We start from the raw sequence: 17,159 nt of genomic DNA on the forward strand, positions 1-17,159 counted from the left end.
CCATTACGCTAGGCTGCCTGAGATTGGCGTAACTCTCTGGCGGCTTCAACCATGGCTTCCAGCGCGGGTTTCACTTCTGCCCATTGACGGGTTTTCAGGCCACAGTCGGGGTTGACCCACAAACGTTCAGCCGGAATTCGCTGTGCCGCTTTTTTCATCAGGGTTTTCATGTACTCCACATTAGGAATATTCGGTGTATGGATGTCATATACACCCGGTCCAATTTCATTGGGGTAATCAAAGGCATTAAAGACATCCAGTAGTTCCATATCTGACCGTGAGGTTTCAATGGTGATGACATCAGCATCCATCGCAGCAATTGATTCAATAATGTCATTGAACTCGGAATAGCACATATGGGTATGGATTTGCGTTTCATTCGCTACGCCATTGGCAGTGACTCGGAAACAACGTACCGCCCAGTCAAGGTAGTCTTGCCATTCAGCACGACGCAGCGGTAGCCCTTCGCGTAATGCCGCTTCATCGATTTGAATGATGTTAACCCCAGACTTTTCAAGATCCAGTACTTCATCACGAATGGCCAGGGCCAGTTGTAAACACGTGTCTGAACGTGGTTGATCATCACGAACAAAGGACCAGTTCAGCATGGTGACAGGGCCAGTCAGCATGCCTTTTACAGGCTTATCGGTCAGTGATTGAGCATAATTAATCCAGTCGACGGTCATTGCACGGGGTCGTGCGATATCCCCAAAGATGATAGGAGGTTTAACACAGCGTGAACCGTAAGATTGCACCCAAGCAAACCGGCTGAAGATATAACCATCGAGTTGTTCGCCGAAGTATTCCACCATATCGTTTCGCTCTGCTTCACCGTGCACCAGAACATCCAGCCCAACTTTTTCCTGCTCTTCAATTGCCAGCTGGATCTGTTGGTGCATTTTGGCTTGGTAGGCGGTAAAGTCTATCTCTCCTTTACGAAACAATTGACGTGTTTGCCGAATATCGGTGGTTTGTGGAAACGAGCCAATGGTGGTCGTGGGATAAAGCGGCAGCTTGACCTTGCTACGCTGTAATTCAGCGCGTTCAGCATAAGGTTGTTGGCGATTTGCCATGGCATCGGTAACTGATTGGAGACGCTGTTGAATGTCACTACGGTGTACTCGCGTAGAGTTTTCTCGATGCGCAATCGAGTTAGCATTTTCGGCTAGTTCTGCTGCAAGGGCGTCACGGCCTTCATTCAGCGCGGTGGCGACAATAGCCAGTTCATCGAGCTTTTGCTCAGCAAATGCCAGCCAATCTTTTACTTCAGTATCGATATCCGTTTCGCTGTTTAAGTCGACAGGAACATGCAATAACGAACAGGATGGCGCCAACCAAAGCCGTTGCTGAAGACGTATATAAACAGGTTCGAGCCAATCCAGCGTTGCGTTAAGGTCTGTCTTCCAGATATTTCTTCCATTGATTATGCCGATAGATAACACTTTATGTGGTGGTAACCAGTCGACCACCTTAATGACTTCATCTCGAGCATTAATGGCATCAATATGCAGCCCTGCTGTGGGTAATTCACAGGCCAGCTGCAGGTTTTCTTTCAGACTGCCAAAATAAGTCGTCAGCAGTAATTTAACTGGTGTTTTGTTTAAAGCAAAGTAGGCCTGGTTTAGAGCATGCTGCCAGTCCTTATCCAGTTCCGTAACAAGGATGGCTTCATCTATTTGTACCCACTCAATACCTTCTTTTGCTAACAGGTTTAACAAAGCTTCGTATACGGGCAAGAGTTTAGGTAGCAGGTCAAGTTTGTTGCTGTCATCCTTGCTTTTACCAAGCCAAAGGTAGCTGACGGGGCCGAGAATAACGGGTTTGGCATTGACGCCTTGCTGCGTTGCTTCTCTTACGTAAGACAGATAGCGCTCAGCATGAAGTTCAAATGTGGTATCTGCGTCGAATTCCGGGACCAGATAATGATAATTTGTGTCAAACCATTTAGTCATTTCAGCTGCTGCTACAGACGTTTGTTCAACGGCTTTGCTGGTTTGACCTCTGGCGGCTTGAAAGTATTGATCCAGTTCAGACAGTCCACTACGAGCGCGTCGAGGCAAGTTACCTAGCAGTAAGCTGGTGTCTAGCACATGATCATAAAATGAAAAGTCGCCTACAGGACTAAAATCCAGCTTTTTTTGGCTATTCCAGTGTTTTTTTCTTAATTCAGCGGCTTGCCGTTCCAGAGCAATAAGCGATGTTTCACCACGCCAGTAGGCTTCTAGAGCAAATTTTAATTCTCGTTTCTTCCCTATACGTGGGAAGCCCAGGTTATGTGTTTTTACCATGTTATGTTCCTTTACAAATCGTGGGCCATTGTAAAGTTGATAAAAGATAAGGAATAATGATATTTATTTCTTAATCTATAAGAATATTTCATACATGATTGAGCGTACCCATTTAAAAATTATTCAGGCTTTGGCAGAGCATGGCAGTCTAACGGCGGCTGCAAACGCCTTATATGTCACTCAGCCGGCATTAACTCATCAGGTTCGTTACCTTGAGCAGAAGTTAGAGGTTCGTCTTTGGGAGAGACAGGGAAGAAAATTGAGGCTCACCCAAGCTGGTCAGCTTTTATTAAAAACGGCAAGGCAGGTATTACCTGTTTTTGAGCAGGCAGAAAATACAATGCAGGCTCTGGCTGATGGTAAGCAAGGGGTGTTAAAGATTGGTGTGGAGTGTCATCCATGCTATGAGTGGTTAAAAGCAATATTAACGGACTATCTGATCGCGATGCCGAAAATGGATGTAGATATTGTTCATAAATTCCAGTTTTCCGGTTTGGAAGGACTATTAAATCATCACATAGACTGTTTGGTGACGCCGGATAAAGTGACACACAAAGATTTATTTTATGCGCCATTATTCGAGTATGAAATGGTGTTGTTGGTAGCAAGTACTCACTCACTTTCTGGGCTGGATTATATAGAAGCAGAGGCATTGGAATCGGAGTTATTGATGACTTTTCCCGTGCCGCATGAACGCTTAGATATTTATACTCAGTTCTTACTGCCTGCCAATGTAAAACCACAACATAAAACGATGGAATCTTTAGATATCATGGTACAAATGGCGAGCCTGAACCGTGGTGTGACCGTATTACCTGATTGGTTGGCTAAACAATATTGCCAGGAAATTCCTGCTTCTATCGTTAGATTAGGGCAGCATGGTGTGATGAAAACCTTATTTGCAGCGATGCGGGTGGGTGAACAGACGGTGCCCTATATGGCAACATTTTTAGAAATGGGACAGAAAAAAGGTGCTTTAGGAATCAAGCAGACGAAATAACATTTCCCGGATAGTGTTAGGTTCAAAAGGCTTGTTGAGAATGGCTGAGACACCTGCCTGTTCGACCTGACCAAGTCGGGCTTCATTATTTTCTGTGGTTAAGATCATGATTGGAATGGCGTCATTACCCATATCATTTCTGATGTACTGAACCAACTCGTGACCATCCATTTCAGGCATATTCAGATCGGTGACAATCAGGTCATAGTGATTTTCGTTAATTTTATCCAAAGCTTTACGACCATTTTCAGCATCGTCAATATGCTGAATGCCCATCGTACTGAAAATACGCATAATGTGATTACGTGAAGTCAAACTATCGTCAACAACCAACAAGTTCAACTCACTGACATCATAACTTTCCAGCGTAATTTCTTCTGGATCAATGATATCTAACGTGGCCCTTATAGCCCGTTGTAAGTCTTTATGATCGAAGGGTTTGGGCAGGATAGCAATCACTCCAGCCTGACGGACAGGTTCCAGCGCTGCATGCCCTTTTTCACTGGAAATCAGCATATATGACAGATTGAGCTCAGGATGATCTTGTATCACAGTTTCAATAAGCTCATTAGCCGTCATATCCGGTAGATACATGGCTGTAATCACCAGATCGGGTGGGTATTTACTAATCAGCGCTAATGCTTCTTTACCGCTACTGACGCCATCAATTTTATGAACACCCTCTTCATTCAGATGTCGCATGATGAGCTTGAGTTGCATGGCTGAAGGTTCAACCAGCAGAATAGATAAATCGTTAGCTGTAAGTAAGGCCATAGGCTTAGTGTCTTACCAAGTCATTTTCGACTTGGTTACGTGTTTGTTGCGTTGTCAGAATTTCAATAATGCTTAATGCAAAATCCATGGCGGTACCTGGTCCTTTTGAAGTAATTATTCTGTCATCGATGACAACAGTTTGATCAATGAGTGATATTTCAGGCCAATCTTCTTGTTTCAATACGCCCGGATAACAGGTAGCACGGTGTTGATTAAGGATCTTTGCATTCGCTAATACCAAAGGTGCAGCACAAATTGCTGCGATATATTTATTAGCATTTAACTGATTTTGTAATAAGGTCGCGATACGAGCATCGCTATTGAGATTGTTCGTGCCGGGCTGACCGCCCAGCAGAACAACCATATCAAACGTTGACTCTTTGACATCATCTATCAGGCTATCAGCAGCTAATACCACTTGTCTGCTGCCGGTGACCTGATGACGCTGGGTCAGGCTGGCTGTCACCACATTGATCCCTGCTCTCCTCAGTAAGTCGATAACGGTGACCGCTTCAATTTCTTCAAAGCCTTCGGCGAGAGGAACCAATACAGTTGACATAAGCTATCCTTTATTTTTTAAGGATGGTCATTCCTTTTAACAAATTCAGTGCTTGTGATAATGCATAATCAGAGACTTCAAGAGGTTGCTCTTTCTCTTTATCCGCTTGGTTCTGTTCAGCATTGGCTTTTTCTTCTTCGTCACCATTGACCAGATGATGAGCCAGATCACGTTCTCTTAGCGGAGTAAATTCTGCGTCTTCAATAGCAGAAATATGCACTGGTTTTAGTTCGATATCCGGAACAATACCTTCTGCCTGAATAGAACGGCCTGAGGGTGTGTAATAACGAGCTGTTGTCATCTTAACAGCAGTGTCATTAGTGAGAGGCATTACAGTCTGCACAGAACCTTTACCAAAGGTTTTTGTACCCATAATGACCGCACGATCATGATCTTGTAAGGCACCAGCAACAATTTCCGAGGCAGATGCAGAACCACCATTAACCAATACAACTAATGGAGCTCCTTTCAGCATATCGTCAGGAGTGGCGTGGAATTTCTGATCAGAATCTGGAATACGGCCTTCAGTGTAAACAATGAGCCCTTTTTCAATGAAGGCATCAGAGACTTCAACCGCGGCATCTAATACACCACCAGGATTGTTGCGCAGATCCAGCACCAGTCCATTTAGCTTGCCATCATTTTCTTTTTTCAGTTCAGAGATGGCTTCTCTTAAGCTTTCACCGGTCCGTGACTGGAATGTTGAAATACGAACATAGGCGTAACCCGGTTCCAGCATTTTTTTCTTAACACTCTCGACTTTGATGATGGCGCGAGTGACATTAATTTTGAGTGGCGTATCTTCACCTTCACGAATGATGGTTAGCATAAGGTCAGTGCCTGGTTTGCCACGCATGATATCCACTGCATCATTCAGGGTCATTCCTTTTACAGGAGTGTCATCAAGACGAATAATCAGATCACCCGGTTTGATACCGGCTTTTGCAGCAGGCGTATCGTCAATTGGTGTGACGACCTTAACAAAGCCATCTTCCATGCTGACTTCAATACCCAGTCCACCAAATTCGCCAGAGGTACCTTCACGCAGTTCTTTGAACTGTTCTTTATCGAGATAGGTTGAGTGAGGATCCAGACCGGAAAGCATGCCGCGGATAGCATTTTCCAGTAACTGTTTATCTTCAACAGGTTCTACATAACTACTTTTAATCCTGCCAAAAATCTCTGAAAAAGTACGTAAGTCTTCAAGAGGTAGGTCCGGTTTTGTTGCTTCCTTGTCAGCAAAAACCATTTGGCCAAATACGAGGGTGGCACCTAAAATTACACCGCTGGTAATTAAGCCGAAATCACGTTTAAAAAAACTCATATTCCTTCCTTAATCGATAAGACTTGTCAGCCTTGTTTCCCCAACCATTTTAGTGGATTTGTTGGGCTGCCTCGATGACGAATTTCAAAATAAAGGCCGGATAGGCCACGAATTCCTTGTTCGCCAGATTGTGCTATAACGTCGCCGGCTTTGACATACTCACCGACATCTCTAAGTAATGATTCATTATTGCCATAAAGAGTCATATATTGATCACCATGATCAATGATGATTAATAGACCAAACCCTCTCAACCAATCAGCAAAAACAACTCGACCTGCTGCTGTGGCTTTGACATCGTTTCCAGTTGGTGACGCAATGACGATACCTTGCCATTTGAGTTTACCAAGATTTCTCGAGCTGCCATAGCGGGCAAGTAATTTTCCATTAACAGGCCACGTTAGTTTACCTGTCAGACGTGGAAAAGGTGTGTTTGGTTTCACAGGTGTTGAATTATTGTTAGGCTTCGCTACCGGTGCTGTTGGCGCTGATTTTTTGCTAAGGGAATCCAGCAATTGTTGTAGATTCCGCTCTTCATCTTTCAAAGACGCCAGACGACTGTCTTGTGTCGATATGGTGTTATCCAGCGCAGCTAGCGTGGCTTTCCTTTGTTTGGTTTGTTGTTCAAGTTGAGCCTGTTTCGAACGCTGCTGCGTCAGCATATTTTCTAAAGATTGCTGTGCAAGTAAAACATCGCGTTGCTCGTCGTTGAGTTTCACCAGCAGTTGATGAATATTTTCTAGTTCCTGCTGCCTTGCCTGATGAAAGTAGCGAAAATAGGTGCTTCCTCGACTAAGAGTAGACACATCTTTCTGGTTTAACAATAGCTCCAGATAACTGGGTTCTGAATGAACAAAAGCAGAACGTATTTGGCTATATAAGGCATCAAGCTGCTGTTTTTGCTCTTTTTCTTTGATGCCCATCTTTTGACGTAGCGCTTCGACCTCTTTGTGTTTATCGTTAATCTGCGCTTTAAGTTTTCGAAGTTGTTTGTTCAGTTCAGAGACTTGTCGGCTTTGTGTTTTTAACTGATCGAGAAGTGCCTGCCGGTCTGCTTTTTTTTCTGACAGATCACTATTCAGCGATTTTATTTCTTTGCGAACATCGTCCAGACGCGATGCTGAATCTGTTTCAGCATGAACACTGAAACAGATCAGCAGGCTTAAGCATGCCAGTAATATTCTCAACGTCACTTGAAAAGCTTATTGGGCTATTACTAAGAGTTTTTTACCCATTTCGTCTGGAATGGTGAGCCCCATTAATGACAACATGGTTGGTGCAATGTCTGACAAAGTCCCCCCATCGACACAATGAGCCTCGCGACCGGCAAATAATAATGGCACGACATTATTGGTATGTGCAGTATGAGGCTGTCCGGTTTCATGATTGACCATACGCTCGGCATTGCCATGATCTGCTGTCACCAGCATTTCACCGCCCACTTTTTCAATAGCTGTCCAAATTTTCCCCAGACTGACGTCCAGAGTTTCGATGGCTTTCACAGCTGCGTCAAAATTACCGGTGTGGCCTACCATATCGGCATTCGCGAAGTTACAAATGATGACATCGTATTTTGCACTATTGATCGCTTCGACAAGTTTGTCTGTGACTTCCGGGGCATTCATCTCTGGTTGTTGATCATAGGTATCAACTTTAGGCGATGGGATCAGAATACGGTCCTCACCTTCATACGGGGTATCCTGACCGCCATTAAAGAAAAAGGTCACATGCGCATATTTCTCAGTTTCAGCAATACGTAGCTGAGTTTTGCCCTGGGCAGATAAGTATTCACCCAGAATGTTATGTAATTTTTCTGTTGGGAAGGCGATAGGCGCAGTGAAGTCTTTTTTGTATTCGGTTAATGTCACAAAGTCAGCAAGCTGAATTTTTCTTGGTAAAACAAAACCGGAAAATTCAGGATTGATGAAACATTCCGTCAGCTCACGAGCCCGGTCAGAACGGAAGTTCATAAAGACAATGCTGTCACCGTCATTCACTTTTACCGGTGTGCCAATCGTGGTCGCTTTAACAAACTCATCGGTTTCTTCGCGTTGATATGCTGCACGTAGACCTTCAATCGCTGTGTCAGCATGATATTGGCCTTTACCTTCGGTGATGAGCTGATAGGCTTCTTCAACTCGATTCCAGCGGTTGTCTCTATCCATCGCATAAAAACGACCGATGATGGTAGCAAGTTGACCTGTTCCTGATTTTTTGAAGCTTTCTTCTAGTTTCTCAATCGCCGCTTCAGCACTTTTAGGTGGGGTATCACGACCATCTAAAAAGGCATGAACATAGACTTGCTTGGCACCTTGTCTGGCTGCTAGCTCGACCATGGCGTGAATATGTTGTTCATGGCTGTGTACACCACCGTCGGATAATAAACCGAAGATATGCACAGCACTATCGGTTTTTTTGGCTTTATCAACCGCGTCAATCAGCACACGATTATCGAAAAACTCACCATTTCTGATGGCCAGACTGATACGTGTAAACTCCTGATACACAACCCGGCCAGCACCTAAATTCAAATGGCCGACTTCAGAGTTACCCATTTGATCACCCGGTAAACCAACACCTTCCCCTGATGCATTAATCAGCGTGTGTGGATATGTTGCCCACATACGGTCCCAATTCGGTGTATTTGCTGCAAGAATGGCATTATTTTCTGCGGATTCGCTGTAGCCCCATCCATCAAAGATGATGAGCGCCAGAGGTCTGTGTGTTTGCGTCATTGATAAGTCCTTAAAACGAAAAGTAGTCGGGCTATCTGCTGACTATCCCTTGTCTTGTATGTCATTAAGAATTGATGCCGTGTATTATATGGTGTTTTGTGATGAAATACAGTCACAGGTACTGACGGACAAAATTGTGGCACAAGCTTTAAACATAGATTCTATCGCGATTGATAACGATATCGAACGTGCTGCATTTGCACTGAAAGCGATGTCTCATCCTTTGCGCCTTAAGATTCTCTGCGCGATTGGTGAGCATGAGTTATCCGTTCAGGATATCGTTGAGCAGGTTGGCACCACACAAAGTAACGTATCACAGCATTTGGCAAAGTTACGTGAAAAAGACATTCTTATGTCACGCCGTGATGCTAATCGTATTTATTACCGTGTGAATGATGAGCGTACTCTCAGACTGATTGAGATGATGCGTGAAGTATTCTGTTCTGCAAAAAATTAATCTGATTTTAAGACAGTTTTAAGGGTTGCTATGGAAAATTTGGGTGAGTTCATCGTTAATCATTGGATGTTGAGTGCAGCATGGGTTGTATTGGCTTGGTTAGTTTTTTCTGATGCGATTAATCGTAAACTAACCGGATTACAGCCATTAGATGCTAATCAGTCGGTCAGACTGGTCAATCAGTACAAAGGTAAATTTGTTGATGTCCGGGAAGCAGATGAATTCGAGAAAGAGCATATTGCTGACTCGGTCAATCTTCCGTTATCCAAATTAGACGAAGAAATTAAAAAGTTAAAAAATAAATCGCAACCTCTGGTAATTGTCTGCGCTAGTGGTCAGCGTGCTCGGAATGCCGCCAAAAAGTTAAAATCAAATGACTTTGAAGAAGTTTATGTAATGACTGGTGGCATTAATGGATGGAAAGAGGCTAAATTGCCTCTGTTTAGTTAATCAAAACAAAATGGCAGGGTTATATTGTGGCTAAAGTAATTGTTTATTCTTCTGCTCACTGTCCTTACTGTGTAATGGCAAAACAGTTGCTGGAGCGTAAAGGCGTGAAATACGACGAAATTCGTGTGGATCTGGATCCTTCAAAAAGAGAAGAGATGATGAAAAAGAGCCAGCAAAGAACCGTGCCGCAGATATTTATCAATAATAAAGCCATAGGTGGCTACACTGATTTAGTTGCGATTGATCGCACTAAAGAACTAGATAGTCTCCTGGCGCAATCTTAAAACAAGAAGGAATAGAGATGGCTGAAGAAAACACAGCAACAGGTGAAGAACAACAAAAACCACGTTTTGTGATCCAAAAAATTTACACAAAAGATGTGTCTTTTGAATCACCTAACTCACCTGAAATTTTTCGTGATGAGTGGCGTCCACAACTGGATTTACAGTTAGGCAATGAATATAACCGTATCGACGATGACACACATGAAATCGTGTTATCTGTTACCGTCACCGCAAAAGTAGGCGATAAAACCGCCTTTCTAGTCGAAGTAAAACAGGCTGGTATTTTTACGCTAACGGGCTATACCACCGAAGAAATGGGACCGTTAGTCGGTAGTTACTGCCCCAATACGCTTTTCCCATTTGTCAGAGAAGTGGTGTCTGATCTAGTGACTAAGGGTGGCTTCCCGCAACTTGTATTGGCCCCCGTCAATTTTGATGCGATGTATCTCCATCAAAAAGAGCAAGTTGAGAGACAAGCTCAAGAAGCAAGAGCAAAAACGACGCATTAATATCCAGGAAACGGCGGTGTCTGAACAAGCCAATTTATTACCAACACTGGTGTTGGGCGCTGGGGCGTGGGGAACTGCGCTTGCCATGGCGATGGCCAGAAATGGTCATGAGACATGGTTATGGGGAAGAGACAAACTACATTGCGCAGAGATGCAAACATCGCGTGAAAATGCGAAATACTTGCCTGGTATAGCGTTCCCTGATGCTTTATCGGTAGTGGATGATGTGCATAAAGCCCTACAAAATTGTGGTCATGTGTTGATTTCAGTTCCCAGTAAAGCCTTTGTAGAAAGCTTGCAAATGATAAAGCCAGTACTTGCAGCTACAACGCCCGTGAGTTGGGCAACAAAAGGTTTGGCTCCTGATACCGGTGAGCTGCTTTATGATGTGGCTCGTTCAGTCTTGGGTGAAAATCACCCATTAGCGGTGATTTCCGGCCCTTCATTTGCCGCAGAAGTCGCGGCTAATTTACCGACGGCATTTACAGTAGCATCGGAAGATGGTGATTTTGCCAAACAACTGGCGGGTTTGTTTCATAGCCCAACACTGCGTGTCTACACAACTTATGATGTGTTAGGTGTGCAGATTGGCGGCACAGTCAAAAATGTGTTGGCGATTAGTGCGGGTATTTCTGATGGTTTAGGCTATGGAGCCAATGCCCGAGCCGCATTGATTACGCGGGGTATGGCCGAAATAAGACGCTTAGCGGCAGCACTGGGTGCGGAAACTGAAACCTTGTTCGGCTTGTCTGGTATTGGTGATTTGATTTTAACCTGCACCGATGATCAAAGTCGCAATCGTCAATTAGGTTTGGCGATTGGACGCGGACTCAGCGTTGATGATGCTGTTAAGTTTGTCGGTAAAACAGTAGAAGGAATGCATGCTGCACGTGAAGTCATGTTGAGAGCCCGTCAGGCTGACATTGAAATGCCCATTGTGGAGCAAGTATGCAAAATTTTGTTTGAAGGGTACGATCCACGAGAATCCGTTCAGGCATTATTATGCAGGGAACAAAAAGCAGAACTCACACCTCCCGTTAATTAAACGGGTTAACTAAAACGAGGAAGAATCTATGCGAGGCATTGTGAAGTACAGCACGGCAGTGACCGTTGCTTTAGCCCTGAGCCTGGGGCTGAGTGGTTGTGGTAACCCACTGAAAAAGTCTGATGATGTAGAAATTTCTACAGAAGGTAAAACCTTATTTGAAACAGGTTTGCAGTACGTCAAAATTGTTGATCGCGATGTTCCAGGTGTGGCAAACGATCACCCCTACTCAATTTCACCAGACACGATGCGTTCAGTTTTAGAATCGCTTTATGTGAATGAAAAGGTGTTGTTTAATCAGCGTCAAAATCCGCTGTTTTCACCTGCAGAGTTACAGATTCTGAGTAATGGTTTAGCGAATGGTTTAGGCCGTGCTCAGCCAAATGAAGATGTTACCTTTGTTACATTGGGTGTGCATCAGGGTATGATTGCCAAAGAGCGTCAAAGTGATAGTGGTCGTGTTTTCATGAGTGGTGGTCGCTTGAACATTATCTTCGGTTTGTTACACGAAGATTATCGTGACAAAGACCAATACACCGGTCAGGAAATTGACCGCCGCGTTAACCCACTGTTACCGGGTACCAGAAAGTTTGATTCTGAACCCGCTGTAAGAGTGGCGCTTGATAATGGTATGTCATATCACATTGATCCTGAAACAGGTAAAGAGAGAACAGACTGGATTGAGATTGATATTCCGACGGTTTTACAAACCATTGCTGAACGTCAAGCTGATTCAAAAGATGCGCTTATCAGTCCTGAGTTGAAAGAAGATATTGCACGTAATAAGCAAGAAACCAGCAATCTTCGTGATGACATGGCAAATATCAAAGAAGTCTTATTTGATATGAGCGAAAAAATGGATAAATTACAAAAAGAACTGGAAGCGTTGAAGAAATAATTCTAGGTATTTATTCAAACATTAAAGGGGCTTTCAGCCCCTTTTTTGTTGCTGTCATTCAGAGTTGATAGCGGCGGTCGTTTATTGAAAGCCGCGCTAACAATTCAAGGTTTTTAGTTAGACTCAACACTTTAAACTGCTGGCCCATCTGGTTTGGCATTAATAACTGCTTCAATCCTGCACTCTGTTGTAACCAGTCAGCAGAAGGCGTGTCGGTGTGAAACGCTGCAGCAATATCGGTAATGCCGCCTGCCATCAGAAAGTCGCTTTGCTCATGGAACCCCGCCACATCCAGCCCTCTTTCAAAGGCGACATCAGCCAGTGTAGTAAATTCCGTGTGAGCGGTAATGTCCTGCAAACCAGGTAAATAAAAGGGATCATCATTCAGTTGATGGCGATAGTAGCAGCATAAGGTCCCCTGCTTTCTTTCGTCGTTATAAAACGTGTTAAAGCTATAGCCATAATCAATTATAAAAAAAGCGCCTTTTTTTAGTGATTGGGCAACTGTACGTAACCATTGCTGCGAGGCTAAATGGATTTCGGTTTCGTAAATATCTGTTGAAATAAGCGTTTGAATGCGAGTCCCCTGCTGCATGAGTTCATCATCAGTCACAGGCATATCTCGCCAGGCAAAATAGTTATTGTTTAGACATACATGACGTTCATATAGCTGATGATCTTTTATTTTGATGAGGTTAACGGGCATGGCATCACATACTTCATTGGCTAGAATGACACCTTCAAACTGTTCAGGTAATTCATCTAACCAAACAAACCGATCTATGTGTTCGGGTAAAAGTTGTCGAATATACTGTTGCTGGCGTTGGCGTAAATCAGCACTGATTTCCAGAATGTAATAAAACTCAGGCAGCTCATGGCTTTTTTCCAGATAGGTCATGATGTCTATGGCGAGTTGCCCACTGCCAGCACCAAATTCAAGAATATGTTTTTGGGTTTTCTGGGCAAAGACATCGATGATATGGTTGGCGATGCTATAACCAAAAAAAGAGCTGATTTCAGGGGCGGTGGTGAAATCGCCCTGCTCGCCAATTTTATGGCTGCCAGCACTGTAATAACCATAACCTGGCGCGTACAAACAGGCATGCATATACTTGGCAAAACTGATTGTGCCACCTTCAGACTGTATTTGCTTTTTGATCAATTCTTTTAAAGCATCACTGTGTTGTTGCGCTTCAGGCGAAACAGTCGATAATGTGTGTTTATTATTCATCGTTGAGGAGTAGCAATTGCATCAGGTTGTATTGGTGACAGGCACCAGTCGTCGAGTCGGTTTGCATATGGCTAAGCGATTCCATGAACAAGGATGTAATGTGCTTGCACATTACCGTACCGAGACTGATGGTGTCCAAGAAATGCGTGAAATGGGTATTGATACCATTCAGGCAGACTTTAACTCCAAACAAGCTATCATGGCGTTTATTGAGGATTGCCAACAACGCTGTGAATCATTAAAAGCGATTATTCATAATGCCTCATCATTTTCGCCGACAGATGATGATCTAGAAAAAGCCGCTCAGCAGTATGAACAATTTTTTTATGTACATATGATGGCACCCTTTTTGATTAATGAAGGACTCAAAAACAAGCTAAAAGGAGACGCTGACAAACCGGCGGATATTGTGCATATCACCGATATCAATGTTGAGAACCCAACACCGCGATTTGATATTTATGGCACCACCAAGGCTGGCCTGCATAATATGATGCTGGTGTTGGCAAAAAAATATGCACCAGCAATCAAGGTCAATGCCGTTGCTCCCGGCCCTGTCTTGTTCACCGAGTCACATTCTGATGAGGTTCGTCAGCAGATGATGTCTGAAACACCACTAGCACGTGAAGGTGGTGCAGAGCCTGTTTTCCTGGCCGTCAAAAGTTTGTTAGACAATCCTTTCCTGACCGGTGTCTCAATTGCGGTGGATGGTGGTCGCCGACTCTCCAAACGATAAAGATCCCACCTGGATTTTGGTGCCATTTTGTATTTGGCTGTTAAGTGGTTGATCACTTAAAAATTTAAACAATTCATCAATTAAGGGATACAGAAAATATTCATCTGTGATTTCCCGAGCCGGGGTATTCAGACCGTCAGGCACCGTAAGAGAGCACAGAATATCCAGATCCGCTGGCCGATCTTTGTGTTTACGATCAGGATCTTCACGATCACGGCCTAGTCTCATCTCTATCGCGTTACAGATGTCTTTCAGTTTGTCTTGTGGCATATCCGTCTCAATAAAGGCGACGGCGTTCAGGAAAAAGTGCTGGCTATTCATGCCTACCGGTGGAATATGCAAAATCCGGCTGATATCAAAACGCTCAAAATGCGCTAGCAACAGATCGACCATGCTTGAAAAGTTTTCAAACGGATCGATATTGCAGCCCAGTCCAAGTAGGTAGCCGTGTCTTTGTTTATGCATTATTTGCTACGTTCAATCACAATTCGAGCCGTATTTTGACCGTGTAAGGCGACGGGCTTACTCAGCGTCAGTTTGAGTTTGGGAATTGAGAACTCATTGAGTAACATTTGGGCGAGATCTTCAGCCAGTGTTTCAATAAGCTGATAGTCACTGGCTTTAACAAAATTAACTATTTTTTGGGCAATAGCACCATAGTCCAGTGTGTTGCTGATATCGTCTGTTTCCGCAGCTTGACGAATATCCCAGTCCATTTCGAGATCAAAAGTCAGGGTTTGTTGTGTGTGTCTTTCCCAGTCGTAAATACCAATAATGGTGTCGATTTTAAGGTCGTTAAGAAAAATTTTATCCATGTCTCGATCTGTCAAAGGGTGGCAATCATTGATTCGCGACCTATAATGTCGCAACGTTTTTAAAAGGTAGCATCATATCATGCTTGAGACTTATGCCTTACCCGTCATTTTATTGGTGGTCGCTTATCTTTTTGGCTCATTATCGAGTGCGATCATTTTATGTAAGCTGGCAGGCTTGCCGGACCCACGAACTCAGGGCTCAGGTAATCCCGGTGCAACTAACGTACTGCGATTTGGCGGTAAAAAACTGGCAGCAACTGTCTTGCTGTTTGATGTTTTGAAAGGCGTCATTCCGGTAGCAATTGCATATGCCATCGGCCTTGATATGGTGTGGGTCGCCGCAACAGCGTTTGCCGCCTTTTTAGGTCACCTGTTTCCGATCTTTTTTGAATTCAAAGGTGGCAAAGGGGTCGCTACCGCATTGGGTGGCTTTATCGCTCTATCACCGATACTGGCCGCAGCAGGATTAGTCACTTGGTTAGTGGTGTTTGCTGTGACACGTATATCGTCTCTATCTGCCTTAGTGGCTGCTGCCCTTACCCCGGTTTATAGTTTGTGGCTTATCGATAGTGTCAATGCGCGTTGGATTATTCTACTGACTGCCTTGTTCTTAATTGCCCGTCATCACGGTAATATCCGTCGCCTACTGGCTAAGGAAGAGTCAAAGTCTGGCTAAAGCTAGGGTGGGCTGAGTTCGTTAAGTGGCCAGCGCGGTCTGACAGTGAAGCTCGGTATTTCCTGATGTTTCATTGCTTGATGGCGCATGGCACCAGCAAAAGCAATCATGGCACCATTGTCACTGCAAAATTGTTGCCGAGGATAAAAAACGTCAACGCCTTTCATTGAATCTAATTTTTGGCGTAATGCTTTATTTGCACTTACCCCACCGGCGACAACTAATCGCTTATGTCCGGTCTGTTTCAACGCCCTTTTACATTTGATAGCCAGTGTTTCAACCACCGCAGTTTGAAAAGCCAGTGCAATATCGGCTTTATCTTGATCGGATTGCTCTGTTTCCATCCAGGTATTCATCGCAAATGTTTTTAAGCCACTAAAGCTGAAGTCCAAACCGGGACGATTAGTCATAGGCCGAGGAAACACAAAGCGATCGGCGACACCTTGTTCTGCCTTGGCCGCAAGGTATGGGCCGCCTGGATAATCCATGCCTAAAAGTTTGGCTGTTTTATCAAAAGCCTCACCTACCGCATCATCAATCGATTCACCTAGTAGTTCATACTGGCCAATACCTCTTACATCCACCAATTGGGTGTGGCCGCCGGACACTAGTAGTGAGACAAAGGGGAAAGCCGGTGCAGGTTCTTCCAGTATAGGTGACAGCAAATGTCCTTCCATGTGATTGACGGCTAAAGCGGGAATATTTAACGCCCAGGCTAAACTGCGGCCGATTGCTGCGCCAACTAACAGAGCGCCAGCTAGGCCAGGTCCTGCTGTATAAGCGACAGCATCAATGTCTGCAGTGGTTAAGGACGCAGCATTTAATACTTCTTCAATAAGTGGTAATGTTTTACGGATATGATCTCTGGAAGCCAGTTCTGGCACGACACCACCATACTCAGCATGCATAGCGATCTGACTAAATAAGCGGTGAGCGAGCAACCCTTTTTCCGTGTCGTAAATAGCGACACCGGTTTCGTCACATGAAGATTCAATACCTAAAACACGCATTTTTTTCCTAAGCTTCAGCATTAATACCTGACTATTATGCCCTTTTTTATAAATAAAGTGATTTAACTGTTTGCTTTCTGGTGAATATTTCGTACAATTAGGGGTTTCCATACAAGAATTGTTTAGGGAGTTTTTTGAATGCCTGCAGTAAGAGTAAAAGAGAACGAACCATTTGACGTCGCTCTACGTCGTTTTAAACGTGCATGTGAGAAAGCTGGCACAGTTGCTGAAGCCCGTGCTCGTGAAGCTTATGAAAAACCAACTACTGTACGTAAACGTGCCGCAGCCGCAGCCGTAAAACGTCACCAGAAGAAACTGTCTCGCGAAAACGCAAGCCGTATCCGTCTTTACTAAAATCGCTATATTCA

20 protein-coding genes are annotated in these 17,159 nt (G+C 44.1%); 10 read left to right on the forward strand and 10 right to left on the reverse strand.

The features are described from left to right. Positions 1-8: 8 nt before the first annotated feature. A complete protein-coding gene (gene metE / locus QQL60_RS13340) occupies positions 9-2,288 on the reverse strand; it encodes a 5-methyltetrahydropteroyltriglutamate--homocysteine S-methyltransferase (RefSeq protein ID WP_284723595.1) in 2,280 nt (759 codons plus the stop codon). A 94-nt stretch (positions 2,289-2,382) separates the two neighbouring features. Here metE and QQL60_RS13345 point away from each other — a divergent pair, with 94 nt between their 5' ends. After that, positions 2,383-3,288 (forward strand): LysR family transcriptional regulator, encoded by a 906-nt coding sequence (locus QQL60_RS13345; RefSeq protein WP_284723596.1) that lies wholly within the window; start codon positions 2,383-2,385, stop codon positions 3,286-3,288. Here the strand turns inward: QQL60_RS13345 and QQL60_RS13350 are convergent. From QQL60_RS13350 to gpmI, 5 genes are read right to left on the reverse strand one after another with little or no spacing between them, the layout of a single operon-like run. After that, a complete protein-coding gene (locus tag QQL60_RS13350) occupies positions 3,265-4,062 on the reverse strand; it encodes a response regulator transcription factor (protein WP_007144267.1) in 798 nt (265 codons plus the stop codon). The genes QQL60_RS13345 and QQL60_RS13350 overlap by 24 nt on opposite strands. Before the next feature lie 4 nt (positions 4,063-4,066). Then, a complete protein-coding gene (locus QQL60_RS13355) occupies positions 4,067-4,621 on the reverse strand; it encodes a DJ-1 family glyoxalase III (RefSeq protein WP_284723597.1) in 555 nt (184 codons plus the stop codon). A 10-nt stretch (positions 4,622-4,631) separates the two neighbouring features. Next, a complete protein-coding gene (locus tag QQL60_RS13360) occupies positions 4,632-5,945 on the reverse strand; it encodes a S41 family peptidase (RefSeq protein ID WP_007144269.1) in 1,314 nt (437 codons plus the stop codon). Positions 5,946-5,971: 26 nt separating this feature from the next. After that, on the reverse strand, positions 5,972-7,138 hold the full coding sequence (locus QQL60_RS13365; protein ID WP_284723598.1) for a murein hydrolase activator EnvC family protein: 1,167 nt from the start codon (positions 7,136-7,138) through the stop codon (positions 5,972-5,974). Positions 7,139-7,147: 9 nt separating this feature from the next. Next, a complete protein-coding gene (gene gpmI / locus QQL60_RS13370) occupies positions 7,148-8,680 on the reverse strand; it encodes a 2,3-bisphosphoglycerate-independent phosphoglycerate mutase (RefSeq protein WP_284723599.1) in 1,533 nt (510 codons plus the stop codon). Positions 8,681-8,768: 88 nt separating this feature from the next. Between gpmI and QQL60_RS15260 the strand changes: the two genes are divergently transcribed. From QQL60_RS15260 to QQL60_RS13400, 6 genes are read left to right on the forward strand one after another with little or no spacing between them, the layout of a single operon-like run. Next, positions 8,769-9,137 (forward strand): ArsR/SmtB family transcription factor, encoded by a 369-nt coding sequence (locus QQL60_RS15260; RefSeq protein ID WP_007144272.1) that lies wholly within the window; start codon positions 8,769-8,771, stop codon positions 9,135-9,137. Positions 9,138-9,167: 30 nt separating this feature from the next. Then, positions 9,168-9,587: a rhodanese-like domain-containing protein gene (locus QQL60_RS13380; RefSeq protein ID WP_007144273.1), complete on the forward strand. Its 420-nt coding sequence runs from the start codon at positions 9,168-9,170 to the stop codon at positions 9,585-9,587. Between the two features lie 26 nt (positions 9,588-9,613). Next, positions 9,614-9,871 (forward strand): glutaredoxin 3, encoded by a 258-nt coding sequence (gene grxC, locus QQL60_RS13385; RefSeq protein ID WP_040576134.1) that lies wholly within the window; start codon positions 9,614-9,616, stop codon positions 9,869-9,871. A gap of 17 nt (positions 9,872-9,888) precedes the next feature. After that, positions 9,889-10,380 (forward strand): protein-export chaperone SecB, encoded by a 492-nt coding sequence (gene secB, locus QQL60_RS13390; RefSeq protein ID WP_007144275.1) that lies wholly within the window; start codon positions 9,889-9,891, stop codon positions 10,378-10,380. Further along, the gene (locus QQL60_RS13395; protein ID WP_284723600.1) at positions 10,337-11,425 is read left to right on the forward strand and encodes an NAD(P)H-dependent glycerol-3-phosphate dehydrogenase; all 1,089 of its coding nucleotides are present in this window, start codon (positions 10,337-10,339) and stop codon (positions 11,423-11,425) included. The genes secB and QQL60_RS13395 overlap by 44 nt, the downstream gene beginning before the upstream one ends. A gap of 28 nt (positions 11,426-11,453) precedes the next feature. Next, on the forward strand, positions 11,454-12,323 hold the full coding sequence (locus QQL60_RS13400) for a hypothetical protein (protein ID WP_007144277.1): 870 nt from the start codon (positions 11,454-11,456) through the stop codon (positions 12,321-12,323). 58 nt (positions 12,324-12,381) lie between these two features. Here QQL60_RS13400 and QQL60_RS13405 read toward each other — a convergent pair whose 3' ends face one another. Beyond that, positions 12,382-13,554: a class I SAM-dependent methyltransferase gene (locus QQL60_RS13405; protein WP_284723601.1), complete on the reverse strand. Its 1,173-nt coding sequence runs from the start codon at positions 13,552-13,554 to the stop codon at positions 12,382-12,384. 16 nt (positions 13,555-13,570) lie between these two features. Between QQL60_RS13405 and QQL60_RS13410 the strand changes: the two genes are divergently transcribed. Further along, the gene (locus QQL60_RS13410; protein WP_284723602.1) at positions 13,571-14,290 is read left to right on the forward strand and encodes an SDR family NAD(P)-dependent oxidoreductase; all 720 of its coding nucleotides are present in this window, start codon (positions 13,571-13,573) and stop codon (positions 14,288-14,290) included. Here QQL60_RS13410 and folK read toward each other — a convergent pair. Further along, entirely contained in the window at positions 14,249-14,755 is a 507-nt protein-coding gene (gene folK / locus QQL60_RS13415; RefSeq protein ID WP_284723603.1) for a 2-amino-4-hydroxy-6-hydroxymethyldihydropteridine diphosphokinase, read from the reverse strand. The two genes, QQL60_RS13410 and folK, sit on opposite strands and share 42 nt — an antisense overlap. Continuing rightward, on the reverse strand, positions 14,755-15,105 hold the full coding sequence (folB, locus tag QQL60_RS13420; protein ID WP_007144281.1) for a dihydroneopterin aldolase: 351 nt from the start codon (positions 15,103-15,105) through the stop codon (positions 14,755-14,757). Before folB ends, folK begins: the two co-directional genes overlap by 1 nt. A gap of 79 nt (positions 15,106-15,184) precedes the next feature. Between folB and plsY the strand changes: the two genes are divergently transcribed. After that, positions 15,185-15,781, forward strand: a complete 597-nt coding sequence (gene plsY, locus QQL60_RS13425) for a glycerol-3-phosphate 1-O-acyltransferase PlsY (protein WP_284723604.1) — start codon at positions 15,185-15,187, stop codon at positions 15,779-15,781. A 2-nt stretch (positions 15,782-15,783) separates the two neighbouring features. On the opposite strand, the gene tsaD is transcribed toward plsY, so the two are convergent. After that, positions 15,784-16,791, reverse strand: a complete 1,008-nt coding sequence (tsaD, locus tag QQL60_RS13430) for a tRNA (adenosine(37)-N6)-threonylcarbamoyltransferase complex transferase subunit TsaD (RefSeq protein ID WP_284723777.1) — start codon at positions 16,789-16,791, stop codon at positions 15,784-15,786. Positions 16,792-16,929: 138 nt separating this feature from the next. Between tsaD and rpsU the strand changes: the two genes are divergently transcribed. Continuing rightward, on the forward strand, positions 16,930-17,145 hold the full coding sequence (rpsU, locus tag QQL60_RS13435) for a 30S ribosomal protein S21 (RefSeq protein WP_007144284.1): 216 nt from the start codon (positions 16,930-16,932) through the stop codon (positions 17,143-17,145). Positions 17,146-17,159 lie beyond the last annotated feature (14 nt).

The sequence above is a fragment of the Methylophaga thalassica genome, assembly GCF_030159795.1.
GTDB lineage: Bacteria > Pseudomonadota > Gammaproteobacteria > Nitrosococcales > Methylophagaceae > Methylophaga > Methylophaga thalassica.

Bases quoted from the DNA above. Each gene is read 5' to 3' on its own strand.
- QQL60_RS13360 (WP_007144269.1), bottom strand. From the start codon at position 5,945: ATGAGTTTTTTTAAACGTGATTTCGGCTTAATTACCAGCGGTGTAATT.
- QQL60_RS13345 (WP_284723596.1), top strand. From the start codon at position 2,383: ATGATTGAGCGTACCCATTTAAAAATTATTCAGGCTTTGGCAGAGCAT.
- metE (WP_284723595.1), bottom strand. From the start codon at position 2,288: ATGGTAAAAACACATAACCTGGGCTTCCCACGTATAGGGAAGAAACGA.
- plsY (WP_284723604.1), top strand. From the start codon at position 15,185: ATGCTTGAGACTTATGCCTTACCCGTCATTTTATTGGTGGTCGCTTAT.
- QQL60_RS13400 (WP_007144277.1), top strand. From the start codon at position 11,454: ATGCGAGGCATTGTGAAGTACAGCACGGCAGTGACCGTTGCTTTAGCC.
- gpmI (WP_284723599.1), bottom strand. From the start codon at position 8,680: ATGACGCAAACACACAGACCTCTGGCGCTCATCATCTTTGATGGATGG.
- QQL60_RS13380 (WP_007144273.1), top strand. From the start codon at position 9,168: ATGGAAAATTTGGGTGAGTTCATCGTTAATCATTGGATGTTGAGTGCA.
- QQL60_RS13350 (WP_007144267.1), bottom strand. From the start codon at position 4,062: ATGGCCTTACTTACAGCTAACGATTTATCTATTCTGCTGGTTGAACCT.
- folB (WP_007144281.1), bottom strand. From the start codon at position 15,105: ATGGATAAAATTTTTCTTAACGACCTTAAAATCGACACCATTATTGGT.
- QQL60_RS15260 (WP_007144272.1), top strand. From the start codon at position 8,769: ATGGTGTTTTGTGATGAAATACAGTCACAGGTACTGACGGACAAAATT.
- folK (WP_284723603.1), bottom strand. From the start codon at position 14,755: ATGCATAAACAAAGACACGGCTACCTACTTGGACTGGGCTGCAATATC.
- secB (WP_007144275.1), top strand. From the start codon at position 9,889: ATGGCTGAAGAAAACACAGCAACAGGTGAAGAACAACAAAAACCACGT.
- QQL60_RS13405 (WP_284723601.1), bottom strand. From the start codon at position 13,554: ATGAATAATAAACACACATTATCGACTGTTTCGCCTGAAGCGCAACAA.
- QQL60_RS13355 (WP_284723597.1), bottom strand. From the start codon at position 4,621: ATGTCAACTGTATTGGTTCCTCTCGCCGAAGGCTTTGAAGAAATTGAA.
- rpsU (WP_007144284.1), top strand. From the start codon at position 16,930: ATGCCTGCAGTAAGAGTAAAAGAGAACGAACCATTTGACGTCGCTCTA.
- tsaD (WP_284723777.1), bottom strand. From the start codon at position 16,791: ATGCGTGTTTTAGGTATTGAATCTTCATGTGACGAAACCGGTGTCGCT.